The sequence below is a fragment of the Cohnella soli genome, assembly GCF_042655525.1.
Lineage (GTDB): Bacteria > Bacillota > Bacilli > Paenibacillales > Paenibacillaceae > Cohnella > Cohnella soli.
The window spans coordinates 281,904-299,670 of sequence record NZ_JBHSMI010000052.1 but is presented as its reverse complement, the minus strand read 5'-3'; the positions used below and the strand labels follow the sequence as shown (position 1 = coordinate 299,670).

Genomic DNA, 17,767 nt, shown 5'->3' with positions numbered 1-17,767 from the left:
TGACCGCAACTCGTATATTGAAAGCGGTATCACTAATCAAAGTATAGAACTGGCCTTTTCTTCGCTCAACGCCGATAGTTTCACTTAACGCCAATAATTATATGTGGAATAGGACACAGCATTGGGGATAGTTTGGTGTACGCAAAAAAGGGGCACGTTATCGTGTTTTATTATCGCGATCAGTTTGCGGGCTCCCACTCTTCTTACCGTTTATTCGACTTGCATTTTCAGGTTTTTCCGAAATTTCTATTGCACAGGAAATAAATGTTATATGATAAAGTTGCAATAAAAAAATAAGAGACTGCCTATGGATGGTCCATAGGCAGTCTCTTATGAAGCGCTTTCAAACGAAATTAAGCCCAAAAATCTTGAGAAGCGGCATGCTGACCGTACGCTTTGTCTTTCATCACGTCTTCGAACGCTCTTTTCTCTTGGGGTAGCAATTGAAGCAGATTCATCTGACTCTCTTTGTTGCTCGATCGCTTGTAGCTCTTCATCACATCGTGTAATACAGGTGACCATGCGACTTCTGACATTGGCAATCTCTCCCTTGCAATCGATTTTTATTTCGTGTTCCTGATTCTTTTATACCATACTTCCCGAGGAAAAAGGAGAATTATGTCGTATGAACAAGCATTTATTAACCCCCCTCTTATTTGTCGCCCTCGCTTTCTTGCAAATTTGGTATTTTTATATTGCGTTCAGCCGGCCTTATATCGGGATTGATCTACAAAACAAAGAGGAACATTGGATCGTCTCGCATGTCGATACGGAAAGCAACGGTCTTCCGCAAGGCGCGCTCAGGGTTGACGATGAGATCGTGGCAGTGAATGGACAGAAGACGGATCAGTTCTCATCGGTAATTAAGCTGAAGGTGCTGGAAGGGGCGAAGTCGATTGTCGGTCTACGAGCAGGGGCTGAATTCAAGGTTGAAGTACGGACGACGACCCTCCTGACCCATTTCGATGTGTTATCTTTCACAGGCGAACTCTTATGTTTCGTTGTCGCTGCACTTGTGTATGCACGAATGTCGCATATTAGGTCGGCGCGTTATTTATCGTTCGTGTTCTGGGCGATTGGCGGGGCGTTTATGAGTCTGGCTGCTTCGACCAGAGGCGACGAACTGGGCAAAAGTTTCATTTTTGCATGCGTTGTGTTAGTGCCTGTCGCGTTGTTTCATTTTTTCGTTGTCTTCTTCGAAGACAAAGGAAGAAAGCTCGTTAGAGATTGGGTTATCCGTCTAATGTATGCTTTTGCAATCGTCACCTTTTTACCGTTCGTTTTCGTTTCAGTTGTGAGAAGCGACAGCGCTTACGAGATATATAACTACTCGAAGTTGCTCAGCATTTCATTATTTACAGTAGGCGTGTTATCCAACTTGATTTACTTGACAGGTATGTACTTGAAGCTCCGGAAAGAAGACAAGGAAATCCGGATGATCATCCGAACGATCGGTGTCGTCTTCCTTCTGTCGTTCATGCCGCTGATTTGCTTCTCATTCATTCCGAAGCTAGTATTCGGGGGAATTAACACATCGTCTATCTACACCGCTTGGGCTATTTTACTTTTTCCGTTATCGTTCACCTACTTGTTAGCTTCCAGGAAGCTATACGACATCGATCTCGTCGTGCAACGTTTTGTTACCTCAATGTTGATCTCCATTGTTCCAAGCGCCCTCTTCGTCGGAGTGATTGCTTTACGGTTTCACGATGAGGTTGATGCCAGCCGCCTGTTTGTCCTCTTCCTACTGTTCGTCGTTCTGCTTGCGTGTACCGTGTATTCGTACGAATACTTTACGACAAAGCTCGAGCATATCATTTTCCCGAGAAGATACCGCCTGAAGCAGTCGATGAAGAAAATCGCCGGAAATCTCGGTCAGATTTCCACGTTTAACGATTTGAAGGATATTGTACTGGTCGATATTCTCGAGACGTTGCAGGTGTACGGTGGCGCGATCGTTTTCCTGCACAAAGACAACAAGGAAATCATTCATGTAGGCAACATTGATATAAGCGAAGCGGAACGTCTGGCGGAAGCTGAGTCGCCCGAACATCCGACTTACATGCGACAAAAAATTACCCGCAACGAGGAATACGCTTGTTATCTGATTATGACGCAGAAGAAGTCGAATACGTTTCTTGGCATCGAGGAGACACAATGGCTGGATCTGGTGATGTCCTATTTGTCCGTCAGCATGGAGAACCTTCACCTGATCCGCAAGATCACGATACAGTTGGAGCAGTTCGCCGCGAAATTGCCGCCCGAGAAGGCAGCGGCGGAGATCGCCTGGTTTCGCAAGCTTATGTTCGAGCTTCAGGAGAAGGAACGGAAGCGAATCGCGATCGATCTTCACGACTCAACGATGCAGGATTTGTTTTATTTGAAGCGCAGATGCGCCGGTTTGTTCGATAATCATGATTCAAATCCGGAAGAAAATCCCCGGCTGAAAGCTGTCCTCAATTTTATCGACGTCATTAATATGAATCTGCGGCAAAACTGCTTCGAGCTTCACCCATATTTGCTGAAGGAGATCGGCCTGATAGGGACTATCGAGAAACAAATCAGCCTGGAGGCGGTAATCGCTCCTTTCAAGATCGAGTTTCGTGCAACGGGGACTTCCGAGATCGAAGGTTGCGACATGGAGATGAAACAGCATCTGTTCCGCATCGTGCAGGAGCTGCTGAACAATGCTAAGAAGCATTCTCATGCGTCCCATGTCAAAATCGACATCGTCGCTACAAATTCCCGCCTTACGCTCGCATACGTGGACGACGGCATCGGCTTCGATACGACGGAAACCGTCGAGCGGGAAATCATCGGATCGCGGGTCGGAATGGAATATATGAAGAGCCGGATTTTGTCCTTAAACGGGCTCTACGAATTGAATTCGAGCAAAGGAAACGGCATGAAGCTCAAAGCCGTCTTCCCCGTGAAGGAGCAGCGAACTGCTTATTGAGAATGACAGGGATCGTTTGTATCGACTTATTCATATGCCCGCTGAAGCTGTGTTAAGAAAAGAGGCCGCCCCATACTAGGGAGCAGCCTGCTTTTTATTGATAAAGAAACGCGTCTATGAGCATAAAAGTTCCGCTCGCTTTGACTAATTTGATCGTATGCGTGCCATAAGAAAGCCCCGATTTACTATACGCCGTCACTTGAACGAATCGAGTTGCGCTCGCGAGATTGATCGTTTGCTGAAAGACGTTGTCGATATACACTTCGACATCGCCTTGATCCGAATACGTCTCGCTAATGTAGTCGATTCTCGTTCCGGTAAAGGCGAAGCTGACCGAAGCGCCGTTTGCCGTCGTGGCATGAGCATCGTCTTGCCAATCGCCGACGCCTCTGCCCGAAGAAGTCATCCAGCCCGTACCCGCATAACCGATTCCGGCGTTGCTATCGTTCACGAGATTAAATGCGGTTTTGAATCCATCGATCACGATGAACGATCCGCTTGTTTTAACGAGCTTGATCGTATGCGGACCGGCAGATAGCCCGGTTTTGCTATAAATGACCGCTTGAGAAATTCGGGTGGCATTATAACAATTTACCGTCTGCTGGAACACGTTGTCGATATAGACGTCAACATTGCCTTGATCGCTGTTTTTCTCCGCGATGACGTCGATTCTCGATTCGGCATAGTCGAAAGTGAACTCGACGGAAGAGCCGTTCGCGGTCGCGTAATGAACATCGTCGTTATAGTCGCCCACTCCTCTTGCCGAATCAACGGCCCACCCGGCGGAGTAGGTTAATCTGGAGTCGTTGTCGTTCGTCATATTCGACCTTAAGGTTGAATATACCGCATTTGCGATCGCCTGGGCTCCGATATCATTCGGATGAACGGTGTCGGGGAAATTTTGCGGCATGCCGCTCGTCGCGGCATACACATCCGTAAGCGCCGATTGGGTATCCCGCGCGACTTGAACGATCTTGGCGTTCACCGCGGCAATCGTCACATCGCTTATCGGATAGCCGTTCGTATAGGGCTTCGGCGCTTTATTGATATAGACTTTCGGATGTGAGCTCAAGTTTTTGTACGTATTGACCATGTCCGTATAGTCGGCGGCGAAATTGCCGCTGAGGGTATTCCAATTCCCGGGCAACGCGTCATTCGTCCCCAACATGATGACGACAACGTCGGGGAGCCAGGCTTTACTGTCCGTGAACTCTGTCGTATTCCAATAGGGATCGTTTCCCTGCTTCAGCATCGTTTTGTTCGGAACGCCGAAATTCCGTATTTCGTATGCGCTCCCGAGCAATCTGCCCACACGGGTCGGGTAACTGCCGTTCGTCGGGTCCGACAATCCGGATCCGTACGTAATGCTATCCCCGACAAAAGCCACTTTAATAGGCGTCGAAGCGCTAACTGAGAGAGCGGGTATAAGCAAAGCGAAGATCATCGCCGCCGTAATCGTAACCAACCTGATTTTATTAAGCATAGCGTATGACATCCTCCCTCGTTTATTTGACTTCGATCTCGGCAAATCCCATCCGGTAGACGCCTTGGTTAAACCGCAAATTCGTTCCGTTGATTTTAACGTACCTTGCCGTCGTGCTTGGGAACGAGAAGCTCTGTGCCGCGTAGCCCGGCATCGCGTAACCCGTTCTCGACACGACGGTCGTCCAGTTGACGTCGTCCGTCGACGTCTGGATCGTGAAATCGATCGGAAAGAAAAAGCCAAGCTCCTTATCCGCGTTATCCGGATACAGGTTTACGTTGCTGATCGTGCTGCTTCCCCCGAGATCGACCTTTACCCACTCCGTATGGTTGGTCGTCAGATTGTTGCCGCTCACCCATCCCATCGAGTAGAAAGCATTTGACAGACGAGCTCCGTCCGTTGCGTTCGCCTTAGCCCAGCCGTCCGCTAGACTTTCATAGGAACTGGACGCCGTCACCTTTTTGCCCGCAGCCAGATTGCCGCCGAACGCCTGGATTTCGGCAAAGTGCAAGCGATACGTGTTTGCATCGGCCGCTTCGGTTCGCAGCTTCGTCGCATTGACCTTGATATATCTGGCGTTCACGCTGGCGAACGGGAACGATTGCACTTCGTTGCCCGGTTTCGCGTAGCCCGTTTTCGTGACGACGGTCGTCCAGTTTTGATTGTCCGTCGACGTCTGGATCGTGAAGTCGATCGGGAAGCCGAAGCCCGTATTTGCTCCGTCGTTACGCGGATACAGATCGACGCGGCTGAGGGGATAACTCTTGCCGAAATCGACTGAAATCCATTCGTTATGGTTTTGGACGGTAATATTGCTGTCGCTCGTGTAGCCCAATGATTGTGTAGAAGAAGATGTTTTGCCGTCCACCGCGTTTTGCGGCGCCCATCCGTCTCCGGTGTAGTTGCTCCAATAAGCAACGGGTTTCCCTTCCGCGTAGTTCTGCTCGGCGTTCACGACGACATTGTCGAACTTCGCGCTGGCACCTCCCGTAATGAGCCCGATGTTGCCCGACGTGTACCCCGTGTCGTTGACCTCCAGCAGCGCAGCCGGGTTATTGCCCGCGAACACTTTAATATTGCTGCCTTGCGTCACGACTTTCACCGTCGTATATTGACCGGCGACATATCCCGGAATCTGCGCCGCCGCAAGGACCGTACCCGTTCGCCATAGATGAATTTCTCCATTGTTGCGCACGCCGATCAAGTATCCGGTATCCAGATCCGTTGCATTCATGCTGCGGATCATCGCCCCGGCCCAGTTCTGATGATTTCCGTTATCGTTCGCGATCTTGACGTCGAAGGTCAATGCAAAATCCCCATAGGAACGACCTTTAATCGCGGAAACATTGTTATATCCAGTAAGACTCGTCTGGCTGTATTCGCCGCCCGACATCGACCATGTTCCGACCGAGTGTTTCCAGTTCCCCTCGTCGCCGCTGTCGAAGTTGTCCGTGAACGGGAATCTTACATCGGAATTGGCGGACACGATTTCATCCAGCAATTCCTTATGCCTGTTTACAACTAGACTTCCCTGCCTTGTGTATAGCGTACTGTTGGTAATCAAAGTCTCGGCAATGCTCTTGGCAACGAGCGGTTTCGATTGTTTCAGAATGTTCAGAAGCTCGTAATCTTCGATTCCGTCAAGCTGCGCCTCGCTTCGAACGCTGTCATAGATGTCGTAAGCGGCCTTGTTCGGACGAACGAGCCAGGAGTCGCCGCTTTGCGAGGAATCGAACGTATCGACCGCGTTCCAAGTCCCTCCTGCATCCGGCAGCGCCCAATAGTTCCAACCCCAGTGCAAATAGCCGTTCCCGCCGACTTTCCACACGAGCCAAGGAATCAGCCTTGTTTTGTCCAGATGAAAGCTGATAAATCGGTTCATGTAGTCAAGTCTCGGATCAATGCAGGTGTAGAGCCATAAGTTTTTGCCGCTTAATCGCTGCTGTTGGTAGTAAAGAATATGGTCCTCGTAGTTATCCGTTCTTGGAACGAACGTCGTCAATTTGTCTTCAAGACCGAGGGTAATTCCATCGTGCGCTTCGCTAATCAATGCGTTCGGAAAATACATTTTATACTTGGCGTATATCCTGTCGGCAACTTCTACTTCGGCTTGCGAATGCGGCTCGTCTTCAGCGCTCATGATAAAGCTATTCGTCCAGCCCTTCGCGTCAAGATGCGCTTTAAGCGCCGTGAAAAAGGTAGCCAAATAAGCGTTTGCCTCCGGCGTATCGGTGTCGACAAGCTGCCTTGCCGTGACTCCGTTGACATTTTTGAGCATTTGAAGTTTAAGATCGTGCTCGCCGATTCTTCTTGTTATCGGTAAGCTGTATATATATTGCATCGCGCCCGCATCGACGAATTTCTGAACGAACTTATCGAACGTAGCCCATCCGAACGTATAGTTGCCGTTGGCATCTATCGTCGTATCCGGAATGAGCAATGCCGTAGGATCGGTAAAAATGACGTTATTTCGGTGTTTGGCCATGTTCGAGGCAATATTGCCGATGACCTTCCACCAGTTCGCATCATACAAGGCTACGTTGTATTGCTTAATAATGCCTGCTTCCGTCTGTTCATAATCCCACCCTGCCGACGTAAACCAGTTGTTCATCTGGAAAGTCGACTGGTTCGTCGGAGGGATCGTGACGTTATAGACAACGACAGTCACGTTGACAGTTACGTTCCCGCCCCCGCTGTTGACGACCGCCGTTCCCGTATACGTTCCGGGCGTTTGATCGGCCGGAACGTATACGCTGTAAAAGTAAGGCTGCGTCTCGTTGGCCGGAAGCGTAATCGGCGTATTCTCCACGAGCGCGTCCGTATAATTGCTGCTGCCGTCGGGCGGAATCTCGTTATCCGTTGGCCCTTTAGTCGTAGTTGCTATCCAGACGTTGCTGTGCGTGTATTCTTTGGATACTTTAATATTCGCAGTCGGGATCGTAGCCCCGCCCGGACCTGAGAGAGCGCTTACGGAAACGTAAACGTTAGATTGCGCCGTCGACGATCTGACCAAGATTTGCGCAGCCTCATATTCGTTCTTGGCCGCATAAAGGACGATGGACGTCGTCGGATTCGCTGGCAAAGTCGACGACTGAAATGCCCGATCCGAGGCGTTCTGAATCCAGACGGACGGTGCGGCGGCGTACGCGCTGCCAACGGAAATAAACGACGCGGACAATAAAGAGATCATAACAAGCAGAGAAAGTCTGATTTTTACTTTCGGAGTCATTCACGTTTCCTCCTCTAAATGAATGGATTGCCTTTCATTTTGTAACGCAGCTATTATGACTTGCCCTCCTTTCTTGTAAATAACGCAATATTGTCCTGCGTGATCAAAGTATAAAGTGCAAAAATTGTCAATCTCAACACCGATAATTTCATTTCAGGCTCATGAATATAGACAAAAGATGCATCCAAGCCTTAATCGCTCGGATGCATCCGCGTTTAGTTCACTTCGATCTCGGCAAATCCCATTCGGTAGACGCCTTGGTTAAACCGCAAATTCGTTCCGTTGATTTTGACGTATCTTGCCGTCGTGCTTGGGAACGAGAAGCTCTGCGCCGCATAGCCCGGCATCGCGTACCCCGTTCTCGTCGCGACGGTCGTCCAGGTGACGTTGTCCGTCGAAGTCTGAATCGTGAAATCAACGGGGAAGAAGAAACCAAGCTCCTTGTCCGCATTATCCGGATACAGATTCACATTGCTGATCGTGCTGTTTCCTCCAAGGTCGACAGTAACCCACTCCGTATGGTTGGTCGTCAGATTACTGTCGCTCACCCACCCCATCGAGTAGAAAGCGTTCGATAGACGCGCTCCGTCGGTGGCATTCGCTTTGGTCCATCCGTCCGCCGGCCCCTCATATGAGCTGGATGCCGTTACGGATTTGCCTTTGGCCAGATTGCCGCCAAACGCCTGAATCTCAGCAAAGTGCAGACGATATGTGCTTGCCCCGGCCGCTTCCATTCGCAGCTTCGTTGCATTGACTTTGACATACCTCGAGTTCACGCTCGCGAATGGGAAAGATTGCACTGTGCTGCCCGGCTGCGCATATCCGGTTTTCGTGACGACGGTCGTCCAGTTGACATTATCCGTCGAAGTCTGGATCGTGAAATCGATCGGGAAGCCGTAGCCCGTATTCGAGCCATCGTTGCGCGGATACAAATCAACGCGACTGAGCGGGTAGCTCTTGCCGAAATCGACCGAAATCCATTCGTTATGATTTTGGTCGGTAATATTGCTATCGCTCGTATAACCTAAAGATTGCGTGGAAGAGGAAGTTTTGCCGTCTACCGCGTTTTGCGGTGCCCACCCGTCACCCGTGTAGTTGCTCCCATATGCGACGGCTTTGCCTTCCGCATAGTTCTGCTCGGCATTCACGACGACGTTATCGAACTTCGCGCTGGTGCCGCCGGTGATGAGCGCGATGTTGCCGGAAGTATACGCGGTATCGGTAATATTCAGAAGCGCGGCCGGGTTATTGCCCGCGAATACTTTGATGCTGCTTCCTTGCGTCACGACTTTAACCGTCGTATATTGGCCGGCAACATACCCCGGTATCGATGCATTGGCGAGCACGGTGCCAGATCGATAAATTGATAGTATGCCGTCATTGCGCACAGCGATCAAATATCCGGTATCCAGATCCGTCGCATTCATGCTGCGGATCATCGCTCCTGCCCAGTTCGTATGATTCCCGCCGTCGCTTACGATCTTTGCGTCGAACGTCAAGGCGTAGTCTCCGTAGGAGCGGCCTTTAATTGCGGACACAGCTTGCCATTGCGATGCGTTGGACTGGCTGTATTCTCCCCCGGATACGGACCAAGTGCCAAGCGTATGCACCCAGTTCGCATCGTTGCCGCCGAAGTTATCGGAGAACGGAAATCTCGTGTCGGCGTCAGTCGAGACGATTTCATCCAAAATCTGCTTATGCCGATTAACGACATTGTTGCCGTTTCTCGTATAGGAGGTCGCATTCGTAATCAAGGTTTCCGCTATGCTCTTCGCGATAAGCGGCTTCGTCTGCTTCAAGATGTTAAGCAACTCGTAATCTTCCAGCCCATCAAGCTGCGCTTCGCTTCTGACGCTATCGTAGAAGTCATAGGCGGCAACGTTCGGACGAACAATCCAGAAGTTGCCTCCCCTGCTTTTCGACTCGTCGAATGTGTCCAGGTACACCGGCGTACCACTGCCATTGACCTCGATTCCATACATCCACGCCCAGTGCAAATACCCGATGCCGCCGATCTTCCAGACGAGCCAAGGAATGAGCCTCGTTCGATCCAGATGGAAGGAGGTCAGGCGGTTCATATAACTGCCTGCGGGCGTTCCGGAATTATAGAGCCATAAGTCTTTCCCGTTGATTCTCTGTGTCTGGTAATACGCCGTATGCGCATCGTAATTATCGATGATAGGCGTAAACGTCGTTAAATTGTTTTCCAGCCCTGTTTTAAATAGCCAGTGCGCTTCATTCGTCAGCGGATTCGGGAAATACGTTTTGTAAATGTTATAAAACCAGTTCGCCGAATCAATCGCCGTTTGATTCTGAGGTTCGTCTTCCGCGCTCATGTAAAATAGATTCGTCCATCCTTTGGCGTCCAGATGGGCTTTCAGCGCGGGAAACACGATCGCCAAGTAATTGTTCGCAGCCGTAGAATTCCATGGCACCCTCACCATTTTCGTTACGCCGCCAACGTTCTGCAGCGTTTCCAATTCCGGTCCCGCCGTCCCCGGTTCCAGCAGCGTCGGGGTATAAATATATTGCAAAGCGCCTGCATCGATGAAGATTTGAATGAATCTGTCGAACGTCGTCCAATCGAAATTGTAGGTTCCGACTCCCGATCCCGTAATTGTTGTATTCGGGATGAGAAGCGCTTGGAAATCGGCATAAATCACGTTGTTGCGATGCTTGGCCATATTTTTAGCAATATTGCCGATGATCGTCCACCAGTTCGTGTCGTACATCGTAACACCGAACTGCAGCGGAAGAACGGCTTCCGTGCCCCGCTCGTAATCCCAACCGGCCGAAGTAAACCAGTTGTTCATTCGGAATGTCGATTGATTCGTCGGCGGAATCGTCACATCATAGACGACGACCGTTACGTTCACGGTAACGTTGCCGCCGCTAGCGTTAACGACCGCCGTTCCCGTGTACGTGCCCGGCGTCTGGGTAGATGTCGTGTGCACGCTGTAATAGTACGGCTGCGTCTGGTTCGCTGGGAGCGTAAACGGCGTATTCTCCACGAGCGCATCCGTGTAGTTGCTGCTGCCATCCGGCGGATTCTCGTAATCCGAACCTATTTTGGCGACATTGCTGTGCGTATATTCTTTCGTTACTTTAATGTTCGAAGCCGGAATCGTTGCGCCTCCCGGACCGGTCAGCGCGTTAACGGTCACAGACAAGTTAGATTGCGACGAAGACGACCGTACCAGAATTTGCGCGGCTTCGTATTCGTTTCTCGCGGCATACAGCACAATCGACGTATCCGGATTGCTCGGCATTGTCGACGATTGAAACGCCCGATCCGCAGCGTTCTGAATCCATACGGACGGAGCCGCTGCATATACGCTGCCAACGGGCAACGCCAATGCGATTAATAAAGAGAAGATGACAAGGAGCGAAGGTACTTTGGTTCTAATCACGTTTTTCATGATCGATGACCTCCAATGTGTTGAAGATGGATGACAACATTTCAATTTGCGAAAACGTCGGCCGCCTCCTTACTGTCGAATGAAGCCTTGTGCAACTCCATCGTAGTGAACGAGATCCGCTTCCTTCAACACCGAATATTTCACTTCTGTCCAATAAATATAGGACAGTGCGAAAAGCGCTTTCATCCAATCGCTCAATCGCTATAATGAAGGAACGGGGGGATGCCCATTGTTCAGAACGATTCTTCGCGCGAAGATTACGAATAAATTTTTCAACAAATTGTTTCTCGCCTACTCCTTGATCATTATCGTAACGATCAGCGTGCTCATCTCGATCGTCTCGGGCAGCATCGCTTCGATGATTAAAGACCAGCAAATCAAATACAACAAACAAGTACTCGAGACGGTGAACACATTCTTCGAACAGAAGCACCGGAATTTGAAACAATTGATCCAATACATCCTCAACGATGAGACGTTGTATCCCGCCATTATCCAATTGCTGGAGACGAATCAGGCGGACAACCCCGGCGCTTATTTCTCCTTGTTTAAACAAGTCGAAAGCACGCTCTCCGGCATCGCCCTTTCGTTCGATCCGGACATCCGCAACTTGTACGCCTATAACATGAATGACTCCGTACCTTATGTTTTCTATAACAAACCTTCCCTTCCGGCTGTTTTTAACGTAGAACCAGATGCGATTAAACCGATTAAGAACAGCATCGCCTTCATTCATTTGTTCCCACCATTAAATTCGTACACACACGCAAAAGACTCGTCCTCTCTTGAATTTTCCACAAGCGATTTTATTCGGGACAAAACCGACATCTCCAAACTGTTAGGCACGTTAATCGTTGATTACAACAGCGATGCGATCCAAAAATCGTACGCGCAATACAGCCAGAACTTGAAGGGCAATATTTTGCTGCTAACAGGCTCGGGAGAAGTGTTGTTCGATTCGTCCGGCCAATACTACGGCGCTCCTTATCCCGATTTTGCCGAAGTTGCCGACTCGACAAGTCATACGTTCACGCTGAATAACAAAATTATCAACGTCAATTCAAATAGCTCCTTCGACTTTGTGACCGTCGGTGAAATTCCGCACAGCGAGTTGTACAAAGACATTTACGCGATGAATCGAAAAATTTATGTCGTCGCCGCCGCGGGCATCGTCGTTATTTTGCTGTTGACTTATTTCAGCAATATCTTCTTCGCGAAACGAATTAAAAAAATTATCGCGGCGATCAAGTCAACCAAAAACGGGAACTTCAACTTGAACCTGGCCGTCAAGACACCCGAAGATGAATTTGCAATGATCGCGGCGAGCTTAAACGAGATGGGTCAGCGCATTAACGAGCATATCGAGAAGGAATACGTCTATGAAATTCAACGCAAAGAAGCGTCATTGAAGCAGAAGGAAGCGGAATTGTATACGTTGCAATCGCAGGTCAATCCGCACTTTCTGTACAACACGCTTGAAGTTATTCGCATGAAAGCCCTCACGTACAAACAGAACGAAGTGAGCACGATGATCCGAATCTTATCGGAGTTGTTCCGGACGAGTATTAAGGAACGGATGGTCGTCGACGTCAGGGACGAGATCGATTATTGCCAAGATTATCTCGAGCTGTATAAGCTCCGATACGGCGATACGCTCAAAGTCGAATTCGACATCGACGAAGACATTCTGGATTACGGCATCATTAAACATCTATTGCAGCCCGTCGTCGAGAACACCCTTGTCCATGGCTTGCTGCTCGACTGGGATTCCAGCAACGTTAACCTCATTCGAATTCGCGGTTCAAGGGACGGCGACGATATCGTCATCGTCATTTCCGATAACGGCGCGGGAATGTCCGACGACAAATTGCTCGAATTAAAGGAAAGCTTAAACAAACCAGGCATAAGCACAGGTAAAATCGGACTGTCCAACGTGCACCGGAGAATTGGATTGTTTTACGGCGACGGATACGGGCTCGACATTCGCAGCCATCACGGCGAAGGCACGACGGTAACGCTCAGAGTCCAAGCCATAAGCAGATCGGAGCTGGAAACCCATGTATAAAGTGTTGATGGTGGACGACGAAGCATTTATATTGGACGGCTTAAAAATTATCGTCGATTGGGCGGAGTACGGCTTTGAAATTACGGGCTGGGCTTCGAACGGCGCCCGCGCGTTAGAGCTTCTCGAGCAGAACGAATACCATCTGCTGATTACGGACATTCGAATGCCGCATATGAACGGCATTGAACTGATTCGGGCGATACGCAGCCGACATATGAACGTGAAAATCGTTGTGTTAAGCGGGTTCAGCGATTTCGAATACGTCAAAGAAGCTTCCAGGCTCGGAATCGAAAACTATTTGTTGAAACCGGTCAACGAAGACGAGCTCGCTTCGACTTTGCTTAATCTCGCGGAGAAAATAGAAGGCGAACTGTTCCATCGCATGCAGCAACGGGTCGATTATCACATTTTGCGCGACAACATTTTATACCGCTGGGCTGCAGGCAATATCGACGGCAAGGAGTTGAAAGAAAGAGCTTTGTTGCTCAATCTGAATCTCGAAGCAAGCTATTATAGGACTTGCATCTTGAGAGTCACGGAATCTCGCGAAGGATTCCATAACGAATTGCACCGCGGCCATATGAACGATCTGGGGGCTTTCGCTTTATGCAACATTGTTAGCGAGACGTTAGGACCGAGAGACGACCTGTATGTGTTCCCGACGGTGAACGGCGAAGCCGTTCTGATTTTCCTGTATAACGAAATGCCTACGGACAACTCGGACTTGCTAATTGGCCTTCGAGGCTGTTTGACGAACGTTAACGTCTATTTGCGTCTGAATGCCTATATAACGGTGGGCCCTGTCGTTAGAGGGTTTCGCTCTCTCGGCAACAGCTACCAAAGTGCTTTGGAATTATTCGACTATCGGCTCGTGCTGCCTCCCAATACGGTCATTGACTACGATATGGCGCATGAATCCTCTGAATTGATCCCGGAATCCTTGCATACCTCCCTGCTCTCGCTCAAGACCAGCATCGTCTCCGCGGACCGCGAAGCCGCCGACCAGCTTATCGACGAGCTGTTTAAGCAGCTTCGTAGCTTCAATTCGCTGACGCCGACGACGATTCGCGGTTTGACGGTCGAACTGTTATCCGCCGTGTTCGGAGCGTCGCAAGTGAAAGTAGATCGCTACCACCAACCGTTCGCCTATCCGGAAGCTTTTTATTCCAAAACGTTCGAAGTTACATCGATTCCGGAATTGATCGCCCTTGTGAAGGAGGCCGCTGAACAAGCCATACAAGTCAGAAAGGCAATGACAGAGAAGCAAAACCCGACGGTCGAGCGCATTGCGAACTACGTGAAAGAACATTACTCCGAAGATTTGTCGCTCAAAATCCTTGCCGACAAGTATAATCTGAACGCCGCTTATTTGGGCCAACTGTTCAAAAGCGAAACCGGGCAAATGTTCACCCACTACCTCAACGACATCCGCATCGAGAAAGCGAAACAGCTATTTGCAAACACGAAGCTGAACGCGGCCGAAGTAGCCGAGAAAGTCGGTTACGTCAACGCGAAATATTTCTACAGTTTATTCAAGAAGCTAACCGGCGTATATCCTTCCGATTACAAAAGAAGCTTTCAGCCACAATAACGAAAGAGGGGCATCCGAATCGCTCGGCGCCCCTCTTCTTTATGGTTTAAGTTGTACTGATTTGACCGCTACGACGTCAGCGTCAAGACCCGGCTTAGGCGTGAACGCGAAACCTGTCAGCTTCTTGTCCGGATACGGATTGGCTACGACAATCGTATACCACGTGTTGTTTCCTTCTCGCGATGGGCGTGCCGTATAGGAAGCTTCCAGCAGTGACCGATCGAATTCATACATATCGAACTCTTCGTGCATCGAGCGCTCCCAAGAGAGATTCAAGCTTGAAATGTTGACCCCGTAGTTCGCGGGGACGATCAGCGTCGTTCCGTCTTCGAACGTCAGCCGATGCTCACCTAACTGATCTCTATTCGGATCAACGAATACGCCGTCGAAAAACCATTCGAACTTCCGATTGAACGTCGTGGCATGCGTAATCTCGATATGCGGATCGGATAACGTTGTTCGGTTTTTGTAACGGAACAGTTCTTCGAACGTCTCGCCCGCTAGCGTATCGAATGCCTGTTCCTCGTACCCTTCCTTCCACATCATCCTGCAACAATAGACGAGATTAAAGAAGATACCGTTTCTTTGCACGTATTCCTCTTGCAACGCGCTCCAGTTCGAGATGCCTGTACCCCGGAAGCCCCGGGCGATTCTTTCGCTCCAGTCCGGAATGGCCGGGCCTTCAAGATTGCCGAATACCGCATAGAGGCCGCGGCTGAGCAGGTCGAGATCGTGTTCGCGCCTAACGATCCAGTGCCAGTGCATAACCTGGATGTCTTTCGATATCCGGTCGATTGCCGGATAGGTCGGCGGGATGAACTGCTTGAACTTGCCTTCCTTGTTCGTCGTCACTCTCGCAGCGCCGCCATAGACACCTCCGTTTTTGCTGATGCCGTTGAGCAGCTTGTCAGCCCACATCATGGTTTTGATGCCTTTGGCGGCGAGATGATCGTGAATTTTAGTTAAGTCTTCGGCGAACAAATCAGCCGCATCCCGTGTCTTGCATCGCTCGCAGAGAGCGACGGAATACAGCTCGTCATGACCGACATGAACGACTTTCGGTTCGAACGTCTCAACTACCTCATCCAGAACGTCAAACAAAAGTTCATAAGTGGCTGGGTTCGAAGGGCATAGCGCATCCGGGTAAGGGTCGTATGCTCTCTCCGCAAGCTCGGGGTGCGCTGTCAGCAAATAATCGCTATGACTTAAGCTTGGCACTTCCGGGATAACGTCAAGTCCTCTATCCTTGCAATAAGCGACAAGTTGCTTCACGGTCTCCTGGCTTAACCAGCGGCCGCCTCCGTTCTCGCTGTGAATGGAGTTTTTGTCCCAATTGTATCCGGTTTGAATGGCAGTAGATTTGCCCGAGTATTCGCGCATTTCTTTGCAATACTCCACCCATGCCTCATTGATTTCCGGATGTCGCTTGTATTCCATCGCCCCGCCGACTTCGATGACGATCGTGTTATAGCGATAATAACAAGCCATATCGACGAACGATCGGAAGAACACCATGTCGTTCTCGGCGGGCAAATACACTTTTAACGCGCGGAACGAACATAATGGCGTATTGTACACGATCCCTTTGCGCAGAAAACCGTCCTCCGCTTGTTGTCGTATCGTGTACGCGCCGTACAGCAGCCCTCTGAAGCTTGCTGCGTATACCGTAACATTTTCGTCCGTTACGATCGCAAATCCATCGGTATCGTCCACGCTGACATCTCCGAAATTCGTCCGCAGTATGTCGATCAATTCGTCGTCCATATGCTGTACGAAGCGGACATTCGTATACCCGTTAACATCCGCCCGCTCAGATAAGCTCTCCCGCACAATATGATTCAATAAAGAGCTTCCGCTTGTAATAGACGTGTCGATAGTCAGGTATGCGCCATCGTTCTCCAGTTTCTCATAGCGATTAAGCATGTTCATCATCGTGATTGCCTCCCTATGCGCATCATTATAGGGGCGACTGCGATCGGCGCTCAACGCCAAAAACTTCACATGCCGACGTTTATTATAGATTGCTCTGTCTACTGCTGATGCCGATGCCGATTGCGGAACTCCGTTGGACTGACGCTCGCGTATTTCATGAAAGCTTTGGAGAAATGCGACAAGTCCTCGTAACCGACGGAAGCGGCAATCGTCCCCACTGCCAGCAGCGTATGAATTAACATACGCACCGCCTGCTCCATTCGATATTGCGTGAGGAAGTCGTATGGCGTCTTGCCGAGTTGCTCGCGAAAACATTTGGAAAAATAGGAGCGCTCCAGTCCAACATGTTTTGCCATCATAGATACGGTCAGTTTACGGGAATAGTTGGTGCGAATCAGCAAAATTGAGCGCTGAATGAACTCGTCGGCGCTTCTTTTGCTGGCAGGCTGGCGGGACTGCGAACTAAGCCGACTTTCTTTCAACATATAGGCAATCAATTGTAGAAGATAGCTGATGCCAAGCGCTTCGCCTGCCATAGAGTCATCCGCAATACTATCGAACAATTGATCAAACAGTTCGGCGACGAGGCTTGCATCTTGGAAAGTATAAATAGGGCTCTCTGGCGTAATGCCTGCGGCTGCCAAATAATCAGACATCAGCCGGCCGTCGAAGCCTACCCATGAATAATGCCAAGGCTCAACATCGTTCGCTTGATAACGTCCGGGCACATTCGGAAACAACGTGAAGATTTGACCTGCCGTTAATTCATACACGCCGCCATTGATCCACAGCCGACCTTTGCCCGATCTGACGTAATGAAGCAAGACATGGTCGCGCATCGCCGGTCCATAGCTATGTCCGGGTGAGCAAATCTGGTGCCCGCAATAGTACAATTGGATCGGTTTCCCGGGCATAGCGGTAATAAAGCGTTCTTCGGCTGTCACTCCTATCGCCTCCACTGGCCCATCGTAACGTTTTGCTATCCGTTTCGCAATCGCAATCTTCGCAAAAACACGCAAATATACCAATCTTACACGCATTCTCCCCTCCGCTGTTATGGCGTTATCCTGTACGATAGATTCAATTGGAACC

General features: G+C 49.8%; 9 protein-coding genes. 3 read left to right on the top strand and 6 right to left on the bottom strand.

Annotation, left to right across the window (positions count from 1 at the left end):
- Positions 1–353 precede the first annotated feature (353 nt).
- Positions 354–536 carry a hypothetical protein gene (locus ACFPOF_RS25400; RefSeq protein WP_378137962.1) on the bottom strand — a complete coding sequence of 61 codons (183 nt, stop codon included), beginning with the start codon at positions 534–536 and terminating at the stop codon, positions 354–356.
- 89 nt (positions 537–625) lie between these two features.
- Here ACFPOF_RS25400 and ACFPOF_RS25395 point away from each other — a divergent pair, with 89 nt between their 5' ends.
- Entirely contained in the window at positions 626–2,956 is a 2,331-nt protein-coding gene (locus ACFPOF_RS25395) for a sensor histidine kinase (RefSeq protein WP_378137960.1), read from the top strand.
- A 94-nt stretch (positions 2,957–3,050) separates the two neighbouring features.
- Here the strand turns inward: ACFPOF_RS25395 and ACFPOF_RS25390 are convergent, their stop codons facing one another.
- The 3 genes from ACFPOF_RS25390 to ACFPOF_RS25380 all read right to left on the bottom strand — a co-directional run bounded on the left by ACFPOF_RS25390 (position 3,051) and on the right by ACFPOF_RS25380 (position 11,087).
- Positions 3,051–4,439: a GDSL-type esterase/lipase family protein gene (locus ACFPOF_RS25390; protein WP_378137958.1), complete on the bottom strand. Its 1,389-nt coding sequence runs from the start codon at positions 4,437–4,439 to the stop codon at positions 3,051–3,053.
- 22 nt (positions 4,440–4,461) lie between these two features.
- On the bottom strand, positions 4,462–7,668 hold the full coding sequence (locus ACFPOF_RS25385; protein ID WP_378137956.1) for a glycoside hydrolase domain-containing protein: 3,207 nt from the start codon (positions 7,666–7,668) through the stop codon (positions 4,462–4,464).
- Between the two features lie 215 nt (positions 7,669–7,883).
- Entirely contained in the window at positions 7,884–11,087 is a 3,204-nt protein-coding gene (locus ACFPOF_RS25380) for a discoidin domain-containing protein (RefSeq protein ID WP_378137954.1), read from the bottom strand.
- A 229-nt stretch (positions 11,088–11,316) separates the two neighbouring features.
- On the opposite strand from ACFPOF_RS25380, the gene ACFPOF_RS25375 reads away from it, so the two are divergent.
- Both ACFPOF_RS25375 and ACFPOF_RS25370 read left to right on the top strand, forming a co-directional pair.
- Complete coding sequence (locus tag ACFPOF_RS25375; protein WP_378137952.1) at positions 11,317–13,152, top strand: sensor histidine kinase; 1,836 nt, start codon at positions 11,317–11,319, stop codon at positions 13,150–13,152.
- Positions 13,145–14,743: a response regulator transcription factor gene (locus tag ACFPOF_RS25370; RefSeq protein ID WP_378137950.1), complete on the top strand. Its 1,599-nt coding sequence runs from the start codon at positions 13,145–13,147 to the stop codon at positions 14,741–14,743. The genes ACFPOF_RS25375 and ACFPOF_RS25370 overlap by 8 nt, the downstream gene beginning before the upstream one ends.
- 39 nt (positions 14,744–14,782) lie before the next feature.
- Here ACFPOF_RS25370 and ACFPOF_RS25365 read toward each other — a convergent pair whose 3' ends face one another.
- Together ACFPOF_RS25365 and ACFPOF_RS25360 are read right to left on the bottom strand one after the other, a co-directional pair.
- Positions 14,783–16,675, bottom strand: a complete 1,893-nt coding sequence (locus ACFPOF_RS25365; protein WP_378137948.1) for a family 20 glycosylhydrolase — start codon at positions 16,673–16,675, stop codon at positions 14,783–14,785.
- A gap of 98 nt (positions 16,676–16,773) precedes the next feature.
- On the bottom strand, positions 16,774–17,619 hold the full coding sequence (locus ACFPOF_RS25360; RefSeq protein ID WP_378137946.1) for an AraC family transcriptional regulator: 846 nt from the start codon (positions 17,617–17,619) through the stop codon (positions 16,774–16,776).
- Positions 17,620–17,767 lie beyond the last annotated feature (148 nt).

Excerpts from the sequence above, each read along its gene's own strand:
- ACFPOF_RS25400 (WP_378137962.1), bottom strand. The coding sequence starts at position 536 with ATGTCAGAAGTCGCATGGTCACCTGTATTACACGATGTGATGAAGAGC.
- ACFPOF_RS25370 (WP_378137950.1), top strand. The coding sequence starts at position 13,145 with ATGTATAAAGTGTTGATGGTGGACGACGAAGCATTTATATTGGACGGC.
- ACFPOF_RS25385 (WP_378137956.1), bottom strand. The coding sequence starts at position 7,668 with ATGACTCCGAAAGTAAAAATCAGACTTTCTCTGCTTGTTATGATCTCT.
- ACFPOF_RS25390 (WP_378137958.1), bottom strand. The coding sequence starts at position 4,439 with ATGCTTAATAAAATCAGGTTGGTTACGATTACGGCGGCGATGATCTTC.
- ACFPOF_RS25380 (WP_378137954.1), bottom strand. The coding sequence starts at position 11,087 with ATGAAAAACGTGATTAGAACCAAAGTACCTTCGCTCCTTGTCATCTTC.
- ACFPOF_RS25365 (WP_378137948.1), bottom strand. The coding sequence starts at position 16,675 with ATGATGAACATGCTTAATCGCTATGAGAAACTGGAGAACGATGGCGCA.
- ACFPOF_RS25395 (WP_378137960.1), top strand. The coding sequence starts at position 626 with ATGAACAAGCATTTATTAACCCCCCTCTTATTTGTCGCCCTCGCTTTC.